18 protein-coding genes are annotated in these 15,429 nt (G+C 38.5%); 2 read left to right on the top strand and 16 right to left on the bottom strand.

All coding sequences use genetic code 11. The features are described 5' to 3' along the window. Nucleotides 1-11: 11 nt before the first annotated feature. From ACO6FI_RS01285 to nusB, 16 genes are read right to left on the bottom strand one after another with little or no spacing between them, the layout of a single operon-like run. Nucleotides 12-530 (bottom strand): sigma-70 domain-containing protein, encoded by a 519-nt coding sequence (locus tag ACO6FI_RS01285; RefSeq protein WP_485455761.1) that lies wholly within the window; start codon nt 528-530, stop codon nt 12-14. Beyond that, nucleotides 520-1,011: a DUF5721 family protein gene (locus ACO6FI_RS01290; protein WP_485455762.1), complete on the bottom strand. Its 492-nt coding sequence runs from the start codon at nt 1,009-1,011 to the stop codon at nt 520-522. Before ACO6FI_RS01290 ends, ACO6FI_RS01285 begins: the two co-directional genes overlap by 11 nt. Beyond that, on the bottom strand, nt 998-1,975 hold the full coding sequence (locus tag ACO6FI_RS01295) for a hypothetical protein (protein WP_485455763.1): 978 nt from the start codon (nt 1,973-1,975) through the stop codon (nt 998-1,000). Before ACO6FI_RS01295 ends, ACO6FI_RS01290 begins: the two co-directional genes overlap by 14 nt. Before the next feature lie 9 nt (nt 1,976-1,984). Further along, nucleotides 1,985-2,764 (bottom strand): HAD family hydrolase, encoded by a 780-nt coding sequence (locus ACO6FI_RS01300; RefSeq protein ID WP_485455764.1) that lies wholly within the window; start codon nt 2,762-2,764, stop codon nt 1,985-1,987. After that, a complete protein-coding gene (locus ACO6FI_RS01305) occupies nt 2,765-3,223 on the bottom strand; it encodes a divergent PAP2 family protein (RefSeq protein ID WP_485455765.1) in 459 nt (152 codons plus the stop codon). Then, the gene (locus ACO6FI_RS01310) at nt 3,220-3,705 is read right to left on the bottom strand and encodes an HD domain-containing protein (RefSeq protein WP_485455766.1); all 486 of its coding nucleotides are present in this window, start codon (nt 3,703-3,705) and stop codon (nt 3,220-3,222) included. The genes ACO6FI_RS01305 and ACO6FI_RS01310 overlap by 4 nt, the downstream gene beginning before the upstream one ends. Beyond that, the gene (gene glgA / locus ACO6FI_RS01315; RefSeq protein ID WP_485455767.1) at nt 3,702-5,144 is read right to left on the bottom strand and encodes a glycogen synthase GlgA; all 1,443 of its coding nucleotides are present in this window, start codon (nt 5,142-5,144) and stop codon (nt 3,702-3,704) included. Before glgA ends, ACO6FI_RS01310 begins: the two co-directional genes overlap by 4 nt. Nucleotides 5,145-5,153: 9 nt before the next feature. Continuing rightward, entirely contained in the window at nt 5,154-6,803 is a 1,650-nt protein-coding gene (recN, locus tag ACO6FI_RS01320) for a DNA repair protein RecN (protein WP_485455768.1), read from the bottom strand. A 37-nt stretch (nt 6,804-6,840) separates the two neighbouring features. After that, on the bottom strand, nt 6,841-7,293 hold the full coding sequence (gene argR, locus ACO6FI_RS01325; protein ID WP_274970805.1) for an arginine repressor: 453 nt from the start codon (nt 7,291-7,293) through the stop codon (nt 6,841-6,843). A gap of 1 nt (nt 7,294) precedes the next feature. Next, nucleotides 7,295-8,119 (bottom strand): NAD(+)/NADH kinase, encoded by an 825-nt coding sequence (locus ACO6FI_RS01330; protein ID WP_485455769.1) that lies wholly within the window; start codon nt 8,117-8,119, stop codon nt 7,295-7,297. Between the two features lie 8 nt (nt 8,120-8,127). Continuing rightward, nucleotides 8,128-8,919, bottom strand: coding sequence for a TlyA family RNA methyltransferase (locus ACO6FI_RS01335; RefSeq protein ID WP_485455770.1), 792 nt, complete (start codon nt 8,917-8,919; stop codon nt 8,128-8,130). Beyond that, entirely contained in the window at nt 8,909-10,786 is a 1,878-nt protein-coding gene (dxs, locus tag ACO6FI_RS01340; protein WP_485455771.1) for a 1-deoxy-D-xylulose-5-phosphate synthase, read from the bottom strand. The genes ACO6FI_RS01335 and dxs overlap by 11 nt, the downstream gene beginning before the upstream one ends. Before the next feature lie 7 nt (nt 10,787-10,793). Next, entirely contained in the window at nt 10,794-11,684 is an 891-nt protein-coding gene (locus ACO6FI_RS01345) for a polyprenyl synthetase family protein (protein WP_485455772.1), read from the bottom strand. Further along, on the bottom strand, nt 11,677-11,889 hold the full coding sequence (gene xseB / locus ACO6FI_RS01350) for an exodeoxyribonuclease VII small subunit (RefSeq protein WP_124951412.1): 213 nt from the start codon (nt 11,887-11,889) through the stop codon (nt 11,677-11,679). The genes ACO6FI_RS01345 and xseB overlap by 8 nt, the downstream gene beginning before the upstream one ends. A gap of 14 nt (nt 11,890-11,903) precedes the next feature. Then, nucleotides 11,904-13,082, bottom strand: coding sequence for an exodeoxyribonuclease VII large subunit (xseA, locus tag ACO6FI_RS01355; RefSeq protein ID WP_485455773.1), 1,179 nt, complete (start codon nt 13,080-13,082; stop codon nt 11,904-11,906). Nucleotide 13,083: 1 nt separating this feature from the next. Continuing rightward, nucleotides 13,084-13,527, bottom strand: coding sequence for a transcription antitermination factor NusB (nusB, locus tag ACO6FI_RS01360; protein ID WP_485455774.1), 444 nt, complete (start codon nt 13,525-13,527; stop codon nt 13,084-13,086). 151 nt (nt 13,528-13,678) lie between these two features. Between nusB and ACO6FI_RS01365 the strand changes: the two genes are divergently transcribed. Together ACO6FI_RS01365 and ACO6FI_RS01370 are read left to right on the top strand one after the other, a co-directional pair. Then, complete coding sequence (locus tag ACO6FI_RS01365; RefSeq protein ID WP_485455775.1) at nt 13,679-14,353, top strand: MgtC/SapB family protein; 675 nt, start codon at nt 13,679-13,681, stop codon at nt 14,351-14,353. A 76-nt stretch (nt 14,354-14,429) separates the two neighbouring features. Further along, a complete protein-coding gene (locus ACO6FI_RS01370; RefSeq protein ID WP_485455776.1) occupies nt 14,430-15,422 on the top strand; it encodes an Ig-like domain-containing protein in 993 nt (330 codons plus the stop codon). The last annotated feature ends 7 nt before the right edge of the window (nt 15,423-15,429 follow it).

Consider the following 15,429-nt stretch of genomic DNA (forward strand, 5'->3'; position numbering starts at 1 on the left):
TTTTCCATCTCCTAATTTAATTTTTCCAAATCAATTGCATTCAGACTTATTTTCAAAAGTTCCCCCACTTCATCCTTTGGAATCTGTAACCTTTTTGCCAGCTCTTCAACACTTGCTTCTTTTCCATACTCTTTTGCCAACTCACTTGAAACGTTCATAAGTTCATTTACTCTGTCCGCAAGCTTATTTGAAGCGTCTTTTTTTACTTTTTCTTCATCCGCAATCTCACGCAATCTCTTTTCAACTTTTGATTTTATCTGAGATTTCAAATCACCTTCACTGTACTCCATAACCGCCATGGTAAGTGCCAAATGACTTTCACTTATAAGATCACTCAACTCTTCACCGCAACCTATAAACGGCCGTATAAGTCCTGTAGCATACATCATATGACCTTCAATAAGTCTGTTTCTTACACTCTCTTCTCCACGTAAAAGAGCGGCTTTAAGCTCATTAAGCTCTTTTTCGTCTATCTCTTTTATCGCCTTTATATCCTCAAGATACATTTCAAGAACTGTCTTATCCTTCATTATCCGATCCACTCTCTACCAATGTAATATTTATCCTTTTGAACATATCTTTTACATAATTATCAAAGACATGCAGTATATCTCTTTCAAGTAAAAATGCCTTCGGTGAAAACGAGCTTATAAGCTCCAGTTTCTTATCCGCATACCTGATATTTAAATACATATCGGCTTCTATATCCTTTGCGGTATTTTCACCAATCCATCTTTTACTGAATTCTTCCGAGAACTTCAGCACCAATTTAAAGGCTGTCGGAGTCCTCTTTCCCTTGATAATCTCAAAGCAGATATGTCTGAGCTCACCCCAGGTGCAAAAGCTTCTCTCCTCTACTTCATCAAAGTAAGCTTTGTTTAACTTGCCTCCGATATCAAACTTCACAAAGGTTGTAAACTCCGCCTCTATAACACTGAACTTGTCAAAAAGATCCGTCATAAAGAGTTTTTTAGTAAACTCCTTTACGTCTAAAATCTCAAAGGCCTCCATTATTATCCTCCGCCCAGAGTGTAAAAAAATCCTTACCCGAGATTGTAAAGAATGCATTCTTACATACTTTGTCAAACTCCGAATCATTTATATCTATAGGATTTGACTTTACAAACTCATTATACAGATTCAAAAGATATGCGGACTCTCTCTCATTTTTTATCTTCTCTTTATTTTTCTTTGTTGCCTCTTCATCGTTACTCTTTACACATTTGTAAAGTATATACTTTCCCTTGTTTGTAAGAATAGGGCTTACACCGCCGTCTTCCAAAACTCCGAGTGCGCTCTTTATATCTTCAGGCTCATTATTAAGCTCCACACTCCTTGATATATCTGAATTTTGTGAAAACTGAGTTGCAAGTTTTACACAGTTTTCACCGTTATTAAGTCTGTTCAGAAGGTCTGTAGCAAGATTGTAGTCCGAAACCTCTATTACATTAAAGTCCATTATCCTTGCTTCACTCTCACTGACTTCTTTTACATTCTTTGCAATCAGCTCTTTTTTTACCTTCATAACCAAAAAATAGTCCAAGAAAACATTATCACACTCTTCCTGACTTAGCCCCTTAAACTCCTCACTGTTTGCCGCATTTTCATCATAAAATGTCTTTGAAAGCTTAAGTGCTTCACTTTTTTGTGATTCGGAAAGTGTGATGTTATTTTTTTCCGCCAATTTTTTCAACACTACAAGTTCTTTATAGTAATTCTTCAAATCATTATAAAAATTGTCTTTGTATGTAATGTTTTTATCTCTGTCTATATAACTGTCCCATATTGAAGCACTGTATGTATTTGTAATAATTTGGCTCTCTGAAACGGCCGGAATAAGCATCTGAGCATAGCTGTAACCAAGCTTATTATCTGTAAGATTTATCTTTATATTTTCACTTATGCTCTCTGTCTTTATTCCGCAGCCCATAAGACATACCGCTGCCAAAAAACCGACTAAAATTTTTCTTTTCAACTTTGTCTCCTAAAGCAGATACTTTAATATTTTCAAAACACCCAGGTTTTCATTGCTGTCCGCCATAAATCTTGCATTCTCCTTTGCAACCTGTGCCGCATTTTTTACTGCAAATGAATAGTATGCCGCCTTAAACATCTCCACATCGTTTTCCTGATCTCCGAAGACCATTGTCTCATTTTCACTTATTTCAAAAGCTTCCTGAAGCTTTTGAAGCGCATTGCCTTTGCTGACACCCTTTGCGGTGCAGTCAATCCACATCTTTCCGGCATAGTTTACCAAAAGCTTATCACTGTACTTGTCGATAAGATAATCCGCCTTACCGTATATATTTTCAGAATATGCGGAAACCTTTATCAGATTTTCAACCTTTGTGAGGTCGTCCACCACCTTTATTCTTCCTCTATATCCGCCTCTTATCCAACTTAGCAAAAAGTCGTTTTTTTCTTCGATATAATAAGACGATGCATCGGCCACTACGGCAACCAGATTCTTGTCTTTTCTTATATCAAGTATCAGCTCCTTTGTGATTTTATCATCCATAGTGCTGACAAACAGATTTCTGCCGTTGATACCTATATAAGCACCGTTATCAGAGATATAAAATATCTTATCCTTCACCTCTTCAAAGACATTTTCAATACTTATCCACTGTCTTCCCGAGGCAACCGCAAAATGTATACCTTTGTCATGAAGAGCTCTTATAGCCTTTACTATCCTTGTGTCAAGCTTGCCTTCTCCGTCACCTACCAAGGTTCCGTCCACATCTGAGGCAATAAGTTTTATCATTTAATACATTCCTCCAATTACAAATGCTATCACTATACCTAAAATCGCACCCATAAATACCTGTAAAGGTGTATGTCCGACAAATTCCTTCAGTCTCTCTTCAAAATGTTCAAAATTATCTTCAAATATATTGTTCTCCAAAATCATATTCAGGAGTTTTGCCTGTTTTCCGGTCTCTCTTCTGACACCCATAGCGTCGTACATAACCACCAACGCCAGAATAAAGCTTACTGCAAACTCATACCCGCCAAATCCGTATTTTAAAACACTTGAGGTCGCAAGTGCACAGACTGTAGCCGAATGTGAGCTTGGCATACCGCCGCTCCCCCAAAGTCTGTCGGGAGAAAACGACTTGTTATACCATATATCAATAAGTGTCTTTAAAAGCTGTGCAACGAGCCAACCGAGGGCTGCACTGACAAGTACTTGATTTGAAAGTATCTCATCTACAACACTCATACAACTCCTCCCTCCGGTTTGAAAATTTTTTTCATATTGCTGATAATCTCATTCACAGATGTGGATTTATCCGCCATAGTAAGCACCCATCCCTCTCTTGAAAGAGGGGGAATAGGTGTAAAAGGAAACATATGAGTCTTTATCATTCCGGCTTCCTTGTCAGTTATGCCGAAGTATTTCTTAGCATTCTTTGCAGCCGTATACGGATGTGTAAATCCGTGAAAATGTGTGCCTATCTCCTTTGCGGGTCTGTGCCAGTCATAGAGATAAAAATCATGTAAAAGTGCCGCTCTTGCCGCCGATTTGTAGTCCAAGTTAAGTTTTTTACATACCAAATATGTAGTATACGAAACATTTATACTGTGCTCCATAGTGGAGGTGCTGCCGTGCTGTACAAAGTCCGCCAGCTTTTTAAAGATATCACTGCTTAGTATATCCTTTACAATGTCCATATACTGTGCATCATCTATATATTCTTTCATCCTATCAACCAATCATACAGAGCCTGGTACTCAAGTGCGGACTGCTTCCATGAGAAGTCCACCGCCATCGCCCTGTCAATCATCTTATTCCATTCTCTCTTTTTATCATAATAAATATGCCTTGCAAAATTTATCCTGTCCATCATCTCATGTGCATTATAGTTTGCAAATGAGAAGCCTGTACCCTTTGACTCAAACTCATTGTAGCTTTCTACAGTATCACAAAGTCCGCCCGTCTCACGCACAATAGGAAGAGTTCCGTATCTGAGTGACATAAGCTGACTGAGTCCGCACGGCTCAAACAGTGAAGGCATAAGGAAGGCATCAGCCGCCGCATATATCTTATGTGACATATCCTCCGAGTAATAAATATTTGCAGATACTCTGTCCGGATACTTCCATGCATAGTGTCTGAACATATTTTCATACTTAGGGTCTCCGGTTCCAAGCACTACAAGCTGAGTGTTCTCATCACAGATTTGATCCATCATATACTCAACAAGGTCAAGTCCCTTCTGATCTGTAAGTCTTGAAACCATTGCAAGCATAAATTTCCTGTCGTCTACAGGCAAGCCCAGATCCTTTTGCAACGCTCTTTTATTTTTTATCTTTTCTTTTCTGAAATTTTTACTGTTGTAATTGTTATAAATAAGCTTATCCGTCTCAGGATTAAACTCATTGTAATCTATACCGTTAACAATACCTCTTAAGTCATTGTCTCTGGCTCTCAAAAGTCCGTCCATTCCCTCGCCGTAGAAAGGATTTTGTATCTCCTTGGCATAGGTCTTTGAAACTGTGGTTATAGCGTCGGCATACACAAGTCCGCCCTTTAACAGATTTCCGTCTTTAAAGGCCTCAAGCTTATCAGGTGTAAAGTAATAATCACTAAGTCCTGAGAAATACTTTATTGTCTTTAAATCCCAAGTACCCTGGAACTTTAAATTGTGGATTGTAAATACCGACTTTATTCCTCTGAAGAACTCTCCGCCTGCAAATCTGTCCTTTAAATATACAGGCACAAGACCTGTCTGCCAGTCATGGCAATGTATCAAATCAGGTCTGAAGTCAACAAAAGGCAATGCGCAAAGTGCCGCCTGTGAGAAAAATATAAACTTCTCTATATCATAAAGCCAATCTCCGTAAGGAGTCGGTCCGCTAAAATACTCCTCATTGTCAATAAAATAAAAGGTTACTCCGTCAAGCTCTTTTTTGAGTACTCCCACGTACTTACTTGTGCCTGCGTAGTCTATATAGAAATCTCCTATGTACTCCAAAGAGTTTCTGATTTCTTCTTTCATGCACATATACTTAGGTAAAATAACTCTGGCGTCAAAATATCTCTTGTCCAAATATTTCGGCAAAGAACCCACTACATCTGCCAATCCGCCTGTTTTAATAAATGGCACTGCCTCCGATGCAACAAACAATATTTTCTTCATAGTATCCACTTACCTCCTTGAGTCCGCTTCTTGTATCATTTCCCTTGCGGTTTTTAGTACACCTTCAGTTAAATTGTTACCGCCAATCAATCTGGCTATCTCTTTTATTTTACCTTCTTTATCCAGTAAATCAATATTTGTTTGCGTAGTCTTTCCGTCCGTTGATTTTGATATGAACAAATTTTGGTCAGCCATAACCGCTATCTGCGGCAAGTGTGAAATACACAAAACCTGACGTCCCTTTGATATATTCATAAGCTTTTCGCCTACCTTTACCGCCGTCTTTCCGCTGATTCCCGTATCTATCTCATCAAATATCAAAGTCTGTATATCATCACTGCTTGCAAAAACCGTCTTCAGTGCAAGCATTATCCTTGACAGTTCACCTCCGCTTGCCACCATCTGAAGAGGCTTCATTGGCTGCCCCGGATTTGTACTTATCAAAAAATCCACCGAATCATATCCGTCTCTTGATATTTTGTCCTTTTTTGTAAATCTTATTTCAAACTCAACCCCAAGAAAGTTCAAATCTTCAAGCTCTTCCTTAATCCTTTCAGTAAGTGTGACGGCCACTTCTTTTCTCATAGTACTTATAAGTGTGCATTTTTCCAAGATACTCTCTTCAAGCTTGGCTGCATTCTTTCTGAGTAAAACCACCTCTTCACCGAAGTCTTTTAAGAAACTCAGTCTGTTTTCTTTCTCTTTTAACAACTCCTGTATCTTATGGTAGTCATTTGAATACTTTGACTTTATATGTCTTATAGTATCCAATCTTTCTATAACTTTATCATACTCTCTTTCATTATATTCCAAGCTGTCAAGGTATCTGTTTGTATAATGTATCGTCTCGGATATCAAATCCTCTATCGTATTCAGATTTGACACTACCACATTCAGACTGTTATCAAGTGATGTAATATCGGAGACATCTCTTATATTGTTTCCGATACTTTCACTTTCAAGTTCTGAAAGAAGCTCTACAAGTACATCATTTATCTTTGATATATTCTTGCCCTTTTTGAAAACCTGTTCAAGCTCTTCTTCTTCATTTTCCTTTATCTTGGCATCTTTTATCTCATTTATCTCAAAATCAAGTATATCAATCTCTCTTTTTCTAAGCCTCTCATCAATGCCTTCCTGAATCCTTTGATTGATTTTCTTCAGCTCACCGTAGTCATTTGAAAGTTCACTTTTAAGCTTAATAAGTTCTTTAGGACAAAATGAGTCAAGCAAAACAAGGTTGTTCCCCGCACTTAAGAGTGACTGATGTTCATGCTGACCGTGTATATCTATCAAGGTATCTGTAATCTCCCTAAGCTTATTTAGAGTTACAGTCTCGTCATTGATTCTGCACACACTTCTTGAAGTACTTATTTTCCTTGTAAGTATCAGCATATCGTCCTCAAACGAGATATCTATCGCTTTTAGTTTTTCTTTTCTTTTTTCGTCCAATGTGAAAATAAGTTCAACAAATCCCTCATTTTCACCCACTCTTATAATGTCCTTGTTCGCTTTTGCACCCAGAGCAAGATTTATGGAATCTATCAAAATAGACTTACCTGCACCTGTCTCACCGCTAAGTACACTGAGTCCCTCTTTGAAGTAAATATCCGCTTTCTTTATAAGTGCAAGATTTTTTATATGTAACTCTATCAGCATAATCCTCCTTTTTAGATACTACCCTGATACTTATACATTACTCTTTATAAATAAGTTTCCTTATTCTCTCCATAACGGTTACGGTATCATCCACACTTCTTATAGCCGCCATGATAGTGTCGTCTCCTGCAATACAACCCACAATCTCACTCATCTGTAAAGAATCCAGTGCCGCCGCAACAGCCATAGCCATACCCGATACGGTCTTTAATACCAATATATTCTGTGCCATATCCATTGATATAAATGCCTCTTTAAGTATTTTAAGATATTTTTCGGAAATACCGTCCTGCTTAGGCATAAGTGAATATTTTTGTTTGCCGTCTCCGTATACAACCTTTGAAAGCTTCAAGTCTCTTATATCTCTTGAAACCGTAGCCTGTGTCACAACAAATCCGCTGTCCTCAAGTCTTTGTGCAAGTTCCTCCTGAGTTTCAATGTCATATGTGTTAATAAGTTCTATAATCTTTGAATGTCTTTTTATTTTCATATCAAATCCTGTTCATCTTATTCCTGATATTATCAAGAAAACTCCCCTTTTTTAACTTTATCAATCGGGCAAATATTTCCGACTCCCTAAGTTCCACCACATCCTTGTTTTCAAGGCTCACACTGTCGTCTCCGTCCACTACAAGTTCTCTGTTCGACTTTATATTATCACCGAATGAAATTCGTATTACCTTTGATGATGAAAGTACTATACTTCTTTGACTGAGTGCATGCGGACATATAGGAGTAATAAGCATCATCTTTGAGCTGGGCTCTATAATAGGTCCTCCGGCGCTCAGATTGTATGCTGTTGAGCCTGTAGGCGTTGATACAATTATACCATCAGATGAATATTCATTCAAGAAATCCCCTTCAATATACACATTACATCTTAGAGTTTTCAATACTTCTTTTCTTGTAATAACAGCCTCGTTAAGTGCGGTCAAAGTCTTTATTTCTTTTCCGTCACGTATTACGGTTGCGGATATCATCATCCTGTTTTCTATAAAGTATTCGTCATTTATCAGTATATCAACCATGTACTCTATATCCTTGGCCGTATTTATACTTGTAAGGTATCCCAGATGTCCCATATTGATACCTATAATAGGAATACCCAGATGTGATATATCTCTTGCGGCTCTTATCAGTGTACCGTCTCCGCCCAGAGTAATAACACAGTCCACACTTGGAAAATTGCTCAAATCTATATAACCGAAGGACTTATAACATTTTCCGCCTCTTAAATTTATCTCTTTTTCAAGATTATTAAGTGCTTTTTTTATCCCCTCTTTTTCACTATTTCCTACAAGAAAAAAAGTTTTCATCCTTCCTCCTACAACTTTTCATGTGCAGTGTTCACTACTGCTTCTATATCAATATCTACGTCAACATCGCCCGACTTTATAAGATGATATAAATATTCAATATTTCCTTCCGGTCCCTTTACAGGTGAAAACTCAAGTTCTCTTACAAAAAAACCGTTCTCCCCCGCATAGGCAAAGCAGTTTTGTATCACTTCAATATGTGTGGACTTTTCTCTTACCACACCTTTTTTGCCGACCTTTTCTCTGCCCGCCTCAAACTGCGGCTTTATAAGCGCCACTATTTCACCGCGCTCGCCCAAAAGATTGTATGCGGAAGGTAAAACCTTTGAGAGTGATATAAAAGAAACGTCAATGCTCGCAAAGTCTATACTTTCACCTATGTCCTCAGGTTTTACATATCTTATGTTGGTCTTTTCCATAACAACAACTCTTGTGTCGTTTCTAAGTTTCCATGCCAACTGTCCATGTCCTACATCCACCGCATAGACTTTCTTTGCACCGTTTTGTAACATACAATCAGTAAAACCGCCGCTTGATGCACCTATATCCATGCATACCTTATCTTTGACACTTACATCAAAGCATTCCATAGCCTTTTCAAGCTTCAAGCCGCCACGGCTTACATACTTTAGAGTACTTCCTCGCACTTCAATATTTGCGGTATCGGCAAAAGTCTGACCTGCCTTATCCTCTTTTTGTCCGTCAACATAAACTATACCTGACATTATTACGGCTTTAGCCTTTTCTCTGCTCTCGGCAAGTCCGCGCTTTACCAAAAGTATATCCAATCTATCCTTCATCTTTTATCTTCTCATATCTATCTAAAACTTTTTTCAGTACCGAATCCGAATCAATCTCAAGCTTCTTTCTCAAAAGGCTCACATCTCCATGCTCAACATATCCGTCAGGCAATGCGATATTTAATACATCCGTATCGTGATTTTTATCTTTTACATACGCCTTTATTTTTTCACCCATGGAGCCGTTTATTACACCTTCTTCCATAGTTACGATAAGCTTGTGATTCTCACACAGCTTATCCGCCAAATCAAAGTCGATAGGCTTAAAAAATCTGGCATTTGCAACGGAAACATTAAATCCTTTTGACTTTAACTTTTCTCTTAAATTCTTTGCCGTACTCACCATACTGCCTATTGCCAAAAGTGCAATATCACTCTCTTCAAAGAGCATCTCTCCTTTGCCGAACTCTATCTTACTTTCAAACTCGTTCAAAGAGTCATAGGCAACACCTCTTGGATACCTTATTGCAATAGGACCGTCAAAATCTATAGCAAATTCAAGAGCAGCCTTCAATTCATTTGCATTCTTCGGAGCAAGTAAGGTCATATTCGGGATGCAGGTAAGGAATGATACATCAAATATTCCCTGATGAGTCTCGCCGTCGGCACCTACAAGCCCCGCTCTGTCTATTGCAAATACCACATGAAGATTTTGCAAACAAACGTCATGCACTATCTGGTCAAATCCTCTTTGTAAAAATGATGAATATATGCACACAACAGGTATAAGACCTGCCGCTGCAAGCCCTGCCGCAGATGTGATGGCATGCTGTTCGGCAATTCCGACATCAAAAAATCTCTTCGGAAATTTATCTCTGAATTCAAGAAGTCCGCAACCCTCAGGCATTGCTGCCGTTATTGCAACAATATCCTTATTCCTGCCTGCAAGTTCCACTATTTTGTTTGAAAAAATATCCGTATAAGTAGGAGCTTTACTTCCTGATTTGGCTTCTCCGCTGGCTATATCAAATGCTCCTATGCCGTGGAAATTCTCAGGATGCTTTTCAGCCGGAGTATAGCCCCTGCCTTTTTTGGTAAGTACGTGTACAAGCACAGGTCCTTCAACCTTTTTTACTTCCTCAAATACTCTTAACAGCGCCGAAATATTGTGTCCGTCCACCGGTCCCAGATATGTAATACCCATATTTTCAAAAAGCATTCCGGGTATCAAAATCTGCTTTATACCGTTTTTTGTCTGCTTGATGCTATTTATTATAGGTTTGCCTATATAAGGCAATCTCTCAAGAGAATTGTTCACTATCTTTTTAAGATTGGTATAGCCGTCCGCTGTTCTGATACTGTTTAAATATTCATTCATACCGCCGACATTTTTGGAAATGGACATATCGTTGTCATTGAGTACCATTATAAAGTTTTTCTTTATCTGCACGGCATTATTAAGTGCCTCATATGCCATTCCGCCTGTCAGAGCACCGTCACCTATTACCGATATAACACGGTAATTATCACCCTTTATGTCTCTGCCGAATGCCATTCCAAGCCCTGCCGACAGACTTGTGGACGAATGTCCGGTATTAAACACGTCAAACTTTGACTCACTTGTCTTTGGGAATCCCGATATGCCTCCGAACTTTCTGAGATTGTCAAATGCATTCTTTCTTCCGCTGAGTATCTTATGTGTGTATGACTGATGTCCCACATCCCATATTATCTTATCCTTAGGCAAATCAAAAGCTATATGCATCGCCATTGTAAGTTCCACCACTCCAAGATTGCCTGCCAGATGTCCGCCTGTAACGCTTATTTTTTCGATAAGAAAATCTCTTATCTCTCTTGCCAGTATATTAAGTTCTTTTTTGTTAAGTTTTTTTATATCACTCGGTTTTTCAATATTTTCAAGTATCATATTATTTTTATGAAGTTCTATTCACCATCATATCAATGATTTCGATAATAGAGCTCATATCTCCCCTTACCTCACTTAAACATTTCTTGGCATTTTCACTTAGTGAAGCCACCCTTCTTAAGCTTTCATCTATGCCTACTATATTTACATAAGTGATTTTTTGATTTTTCTCATCCGAATGTGTAGGCTTTCCAAGCTCCTTCTCATCCGCCACTATATCAAGATAGTCGTCTCTTATTTGGAATGCCTCACCTACGTAAGCTCCCGCCTCCTCTAAAAGACTCACTTCTTTATCATTTGCACCTGCAAGTATTCCTCCTATCACAAATGAAGCTCTAAGAAGTGCACCTGTCTTGAGTGCATAGGTATACCTCATCACCTCTTCACTCATCCTCTTTCCGGAGTATTCCACATCCACACATTGACCGCCTATCATTCCGAAAGCACCTGTATCTTTTGCAAGTGTATACATTGCCCTTGACATTCTCTTTAGAACGGTAAAGTCAGGCACTTCCTGCATTTTCTTTGATATTATCTCAAAAGCCTGCACAGAGAGCATATCCCCTGCAAGTATCGCCATATCTTCGCCATGACTTACCCAGGTAGTCGGTTTGCCGCGCCTTAGTCTGTCATTGTCCATTGCAGGCAAATCATCATGTATAAGTGAAAATGTATGTATCATCTCAATAGCAGCTAAAAACGGTGCTATAATTTCTTCATTGTATTCATCACCTGCGACAGCCTTATACACTTCAAACATTATAAGCGGCCTGAGCCTCTTTCCGCCGTTTTTTATGGCTTCATTTGAGGCTTTTATAACTTTTTTATTCAGATCGTCCTCGCTGTAAAAAAACGACTCTATCATTTTTTCTATCTTATTTAAATTCTCTTTATTCATCGTCAACATCCCCTGAGAGTATTTCCATCTGTCTTTCTACATGAGATATACTCTCACTTGCCTGTTTTACCAGTTTGATTCCTTCCTCATACAGTACAAAAGCTTCCTCAAGTGTGGTCTGCGGCTCTTCAAGCCTTGCAATCACACTTTCAATATTTGCCAGATTTTCCTCAATACCTGCTTTTTTTTCCTGTTTTTTCGGCATAGCTTACCTCTCTATTATAAAACCTTTGCCCTTATCTTTCCATCAGAAAAAAATACATTTATCTCATCTTCCTGATGCAAAGAGGCCGCACTTAATACCTTTTTGTTGTCTTTATCACTAATATAGGCATAACCGCCCGACAATCTTTTTAACGGTGAAACCGTCTCAAGTCTCTTTGACATATTTATAAGTATATTCTTATTGTTTTCCAAGATATTTTTGAAATAATTCTGCAATATCTTTGAAAAGTTTTCGAGTCTTTGCTTTTGTTCTCTAAGTTTTATCTGCGGACTGAGTGTATTTAACCTTATCAAAAGCATATCCAAATCCCTTTTGGTATAGTCCACTTTTCTTCTTGCACATTCATCAAGCTTATTTTTATAAAAATCCAATGTATACATATAGTCAGCATATACAAAATTGGCTATTTCCGCCGCCGCACTCGGCGTCGGCGCTCTAAGGTCCGCCACAAAATCCGCTATTGTAAAATCCGTCTCATGTCCTACCGCACTGATTATAGGGGTCTTTGTATTAAATATAGTCTCTGCCAGTTCCTCATCATTAAAGCAGTACAAATCCTCTATAGAGCCTCCGCCTCTGCCCACTATTATGACATCAAGATTCATCTTATCAAGTTTTTTTATGGCTGAAATAATGCTCTTTGGAGCGGACTCTCCCTGTACAAGACATGGTGCAAGCACTATCCTCACATAAGGATTTCTTCTGTAGCTGACATTCCTTATATCATTGATAACCGCACCGGTCTGTGCGGTTGCCACTCCTATGCTTTGTACAAACCCCGGTATCCGCCTTTTGTAGCTTTTATCAAACATTCCCATATCTTCAAGCTTTTCCTTAAGCTTCAGATATTTCTCATACAGTTCTCCCTTGCCGGTTTCTTCTATCTTGGTAGCGTAGAGCTGATACCTGCCTTCCTTTTCATAGCATGAAATACTTCCGGTAACTATGACTCTTTGCCCTCTTTTCATATCAAAAGAGAGACCTCCTCTCTGACTTGCAAACATCACGGCAGATAAGGTCCCTCCTTCATCCTTTATGGTAAAATATATATGATTTGAGCCTGCATATGTGCAATTGCTTACTTCTCCCTCTACTGATATCTTATTTAGTACAAAGTCCTGCATAAACATATTCTTGATATATGCATTCACTTTTGATACAGAATAAACCATATCACTGCTCCTCTGCATTTACCCTTGAGAGTATCGCATTTACAAATGAATAGGACTCTTCTCTTCCATATGTCTTTGCAAGCTCTACAGCCTCATTTATAGCTACACTTACAGGTATATCACTGTCATATTTCATTTCAGCAATTGCAAGTCTTAAGATACTTTTTTCAACTCTTCCTATTCTCTCAAGTTTCCAACCCTGTGACAGTTCTCCAATCATCTTGTCAATCTGTGCCTGATTGTCTCTAACCAGCATTGCTTTTGACCTTATATATTCTATATCTCCTTCACCGTAGTTTGCATCATGGATAAGCACATCATCTTCATCCTCCAAAGACGGTGATTCAAAATAATTATCTATCTGAACTTTGGCCTCCTCTTCAGGATAAAAATCCAAACCGAATAATATTTTAAAACAATGTTCTCTTAGCAAATGCCTTGTCATATGATCCTCCATATCCTTTACATATAATCACATAATTATATCCTATAGAAAGTCTAAAAGCAAGGAGAAGGGGACAGCACAACTTTATCTTAATATTTACCTTACTCTACATTGCATATATAATATTTACATTAAGTTTTAAGGAGAATATATGCCAAGAGAATTGAATCTGTACTCACTGATAATCCGCATAGTTCTGTCTTTATTTATAGGCGGGATATTGGGATTTGACCGCGGCAGAAAGAACAGACCTGCCGGTTTTAGAACATATATGCTTGTATGCCTCGGATCCACACTTGTAATGATTACCAATCAATATGTATTCCAAGTCTTTAAAAGCGGTGACCCTGTAAGACTTGGAGCTCAGGTTGTAAGCGGAGTAGGTTTCTTAGGTGCAGGCACCATAATACTTACAGGACGCAATCAGGTAAAGGGTATCACTACGGCAGCAGGTATATGGACTGCCGCCTGTTGCGGTCTTACTATAGGAATAGGATACTATGAGGGAGCAATTGCAGGCGGAGCCGCCATATTTATTGCAATGGTATCACTTCAAAAGCTTGAAGTCTTTGTAAGAAAAAACTCTCGTGCAGTGGAGCTGTATATAGAATATGACAACGCTATGCCGCTTAGCGACCTTTTCACATATATCAGAAAAAACGATCTTGATATAGTGGAGATTGACCTTGCCAAAAATCCTTCGCTGATGAATATATGCCAATCGGTTACCATGACTATAAAGGGTAAAACAAAAAACAGTCACGCAATTATCTTAAATCTTATCAGTAAGGCTCCAGGTGTCATATATTTTATGGAATTGTACTGAATTGCCTCAAATATATATTGAAATGATATTTTTAAATCGCTATAATATGATTATAATGTTTTAACTTTGGAGGCTTATGAAAAGATTTATACCATTTTTATTACTATCATTTTGTCTTGGTAGCGGTACTTTAATAACAGGTTGTACAAACCAATCATCAAATACTGAAGGCAGCTTCACTAATGCCGACAACTCAAAAAGCGGAGAAACCATAAAGGAATTGGTAAGTTCAACAGATATAGGGGATGTTTACAACGGCGGAGGAATCAACCTTGAAGACAGCTTTGATGTGGATTCTATTGAGAAAAAAATGACGGAGCTTGCACTTGCCAACTCAGGCGTTGACTCCGAGGATAAACTGGATCATCATCTTATAGTAACACCTACAGATATGGATATGGAATTACAGTTCGGTATATCTGCAGAAGCTATATTCTTGGAAGGCGGCATTTACACCAATGTCAGTCAGATTGCGGAGTGGACATCTGAAAATTCCGATATAGCTGATGTAACACAGGGCGAAATCCATGCCAATAAAGTAGGCGAAACCAATATCACGGCGACATATCAGGGCATTACAAAATCAATACATATAAATGTTATCGAAAAAGCGAATTGGGAAGAAAAGGACGGTTCATGGTACTATGTTGATGCTACAGGTAAGAAGACCACAGGCTGGAAAGTAGTAAACGGCAACTGGTATTACCTTGGCAATAACGGCTCAATGCTTACAGGTTGGCAGAAGATAAAGGATACATACTATTATCTGCATTCTTCAGGTGCAATGGCACAGGGAGAATGGATAAAGAATAAGGATGACGGTGCATGGTATTACTTCAACTACAACGGTGAGATGGCAAAACATAAATGGATAAAGGACGGCACAAATACATTCTATATTCACTCAAACGGTAAGATGGCAACAGATGAATGGGTCAAAGGTGAAGGCGACTCCTGGTATTATTTCCTCTTGGACGGCAAGATGGCAAGAGACCGCGCTATTGATATAAAAGGTGTAAGCTATCAGTTTGACAAAGAAGGAAAATGTCTGAATCCTAACGGCAACTGATTTTAAC

The organism is Lachnoanaerobaculum sp., from assembly GCF_057250505.1.

Excerpts from the sequence above, each read along its gene's own strand:
- recN (WP_485455768.1), bottom strand. The coding sequence starts at position 6,803 with ATGCTGATAGAGTTACATATAAAAAATCTTGCACTTATAAAGAAAGCG.
- xseB (WP_124951412.1), bottom strand. The coding sequence starts at position 11,889 with ATGCCGAAAAAACAGGAAAAAAAAGCAGGTATTGAGGAAAATCTGGCA.
- nusB (WP_485455774.1), bottom strand. The coding sequence starts at position 13,527 with ATGACAAGGCATTTGCTAAGAGAACATTGTTTTAAAATATTATTCGGT.
- dxs (WP_485455771.1), bottom strand. The coding sequence starts at position 10,786 with ATGATACTTGAAAATATTGAAAAACCGAGTGATATAAAAAAACTTAAC.
- argR (WP_274970805.1), bottom strand. The coding sequence starts at position 7,293 with ATGAAAATAAAAAGACATTCAAAGATTATAGAACTTATTAACACATAT.
- ACO6FI_RS01285 (WP_485455761.1), bottom strand. The coding sequence starts at position 530 with ATGAAGGATAAGACAGTTCTTGAAATGTATCTTGAGGATATAAAGGCG.
- ACO6FI_RS01290 (WP_485455762.1), bottom strand. The coding sequence starts at position 1,011 with ATGGAGGCCTTTGAGATTTTAGACGTAAAGGAGTTTACTAAAAAACTC.
- ACO6FI_RS01335 (WP_485455770.1), bottom strand. The coding sequence starts at position 8,919 with ATGAAGGATAGATTGGATATACTTTTGGTAAAGCGCGGACTTGCCGAG.
- ACO6FI_RS01300 (WP_485455764.1), bottom strand. The coding sequence starts at position 2,764 with ATGATAAAACTTATTGCCTCAGATGTGGACGGAACCTTGGTAGGTGAC.
- ACO6FI_RS01365 (WP_485455775.1), top strand. The coding sequence starts at position 13,679 with ATGCCAAGAGAATTGAATCTGTACTCACTGATAATCCGCATAGTTCTG.
- ACO6FI_RS01305 (WP_485455765.1), bottom strand. The coding sequence starts at position 3,223 with ATGAGTGTTGTAGATGAGATACTTTCAAATCAAGTACTTGTCAGTGCA.
- xseA (WP_485455773.1), bottom strand. The coding sequence starts at position 13,082 with ATGGTTTATTCTGTATCAAAAGTGAATGCATATATCAAGAATATGTTT.
- ACO6FI_RS01370 (WP_485455776.1), top strand. The coding sequence starts at position 14,430 with ATGAAAAGATTTATACCATTTTTATTACTATCATTTTGTCTTGGTAGC.
- ACO6FI_RS01345 (WP_485455772.1), bottom strand. The coding sequence starts at position 11,684 with ATGAATAAAGAGAATTTAAATAAGATAGAAAAAATGATAGAGTCGTTT.
- ACO6FI_RS01310 (WP_485455766.1), bottom strand. The coding sequence starts at position 3,705 with ATGAAAGAATATATAGATGATGCACAGTATATGGACATTGTAAAGGAT.
- ACO6FI_RS01330 (WP_485455769.1), bottom strand. The coding sequence starts at position 8,119 with ATGAAAACTTTTTTTCTTGTAGGAAATAGTGAAAAAGAGGGGATAAAA.
- glgA (WP_485455767.1), bottom strand. The coding sequence starts at position 5,144 with ATGAAGAAAATATTGTTTGTTGCATCGGAGGCAGTGCCATTTATTAAA.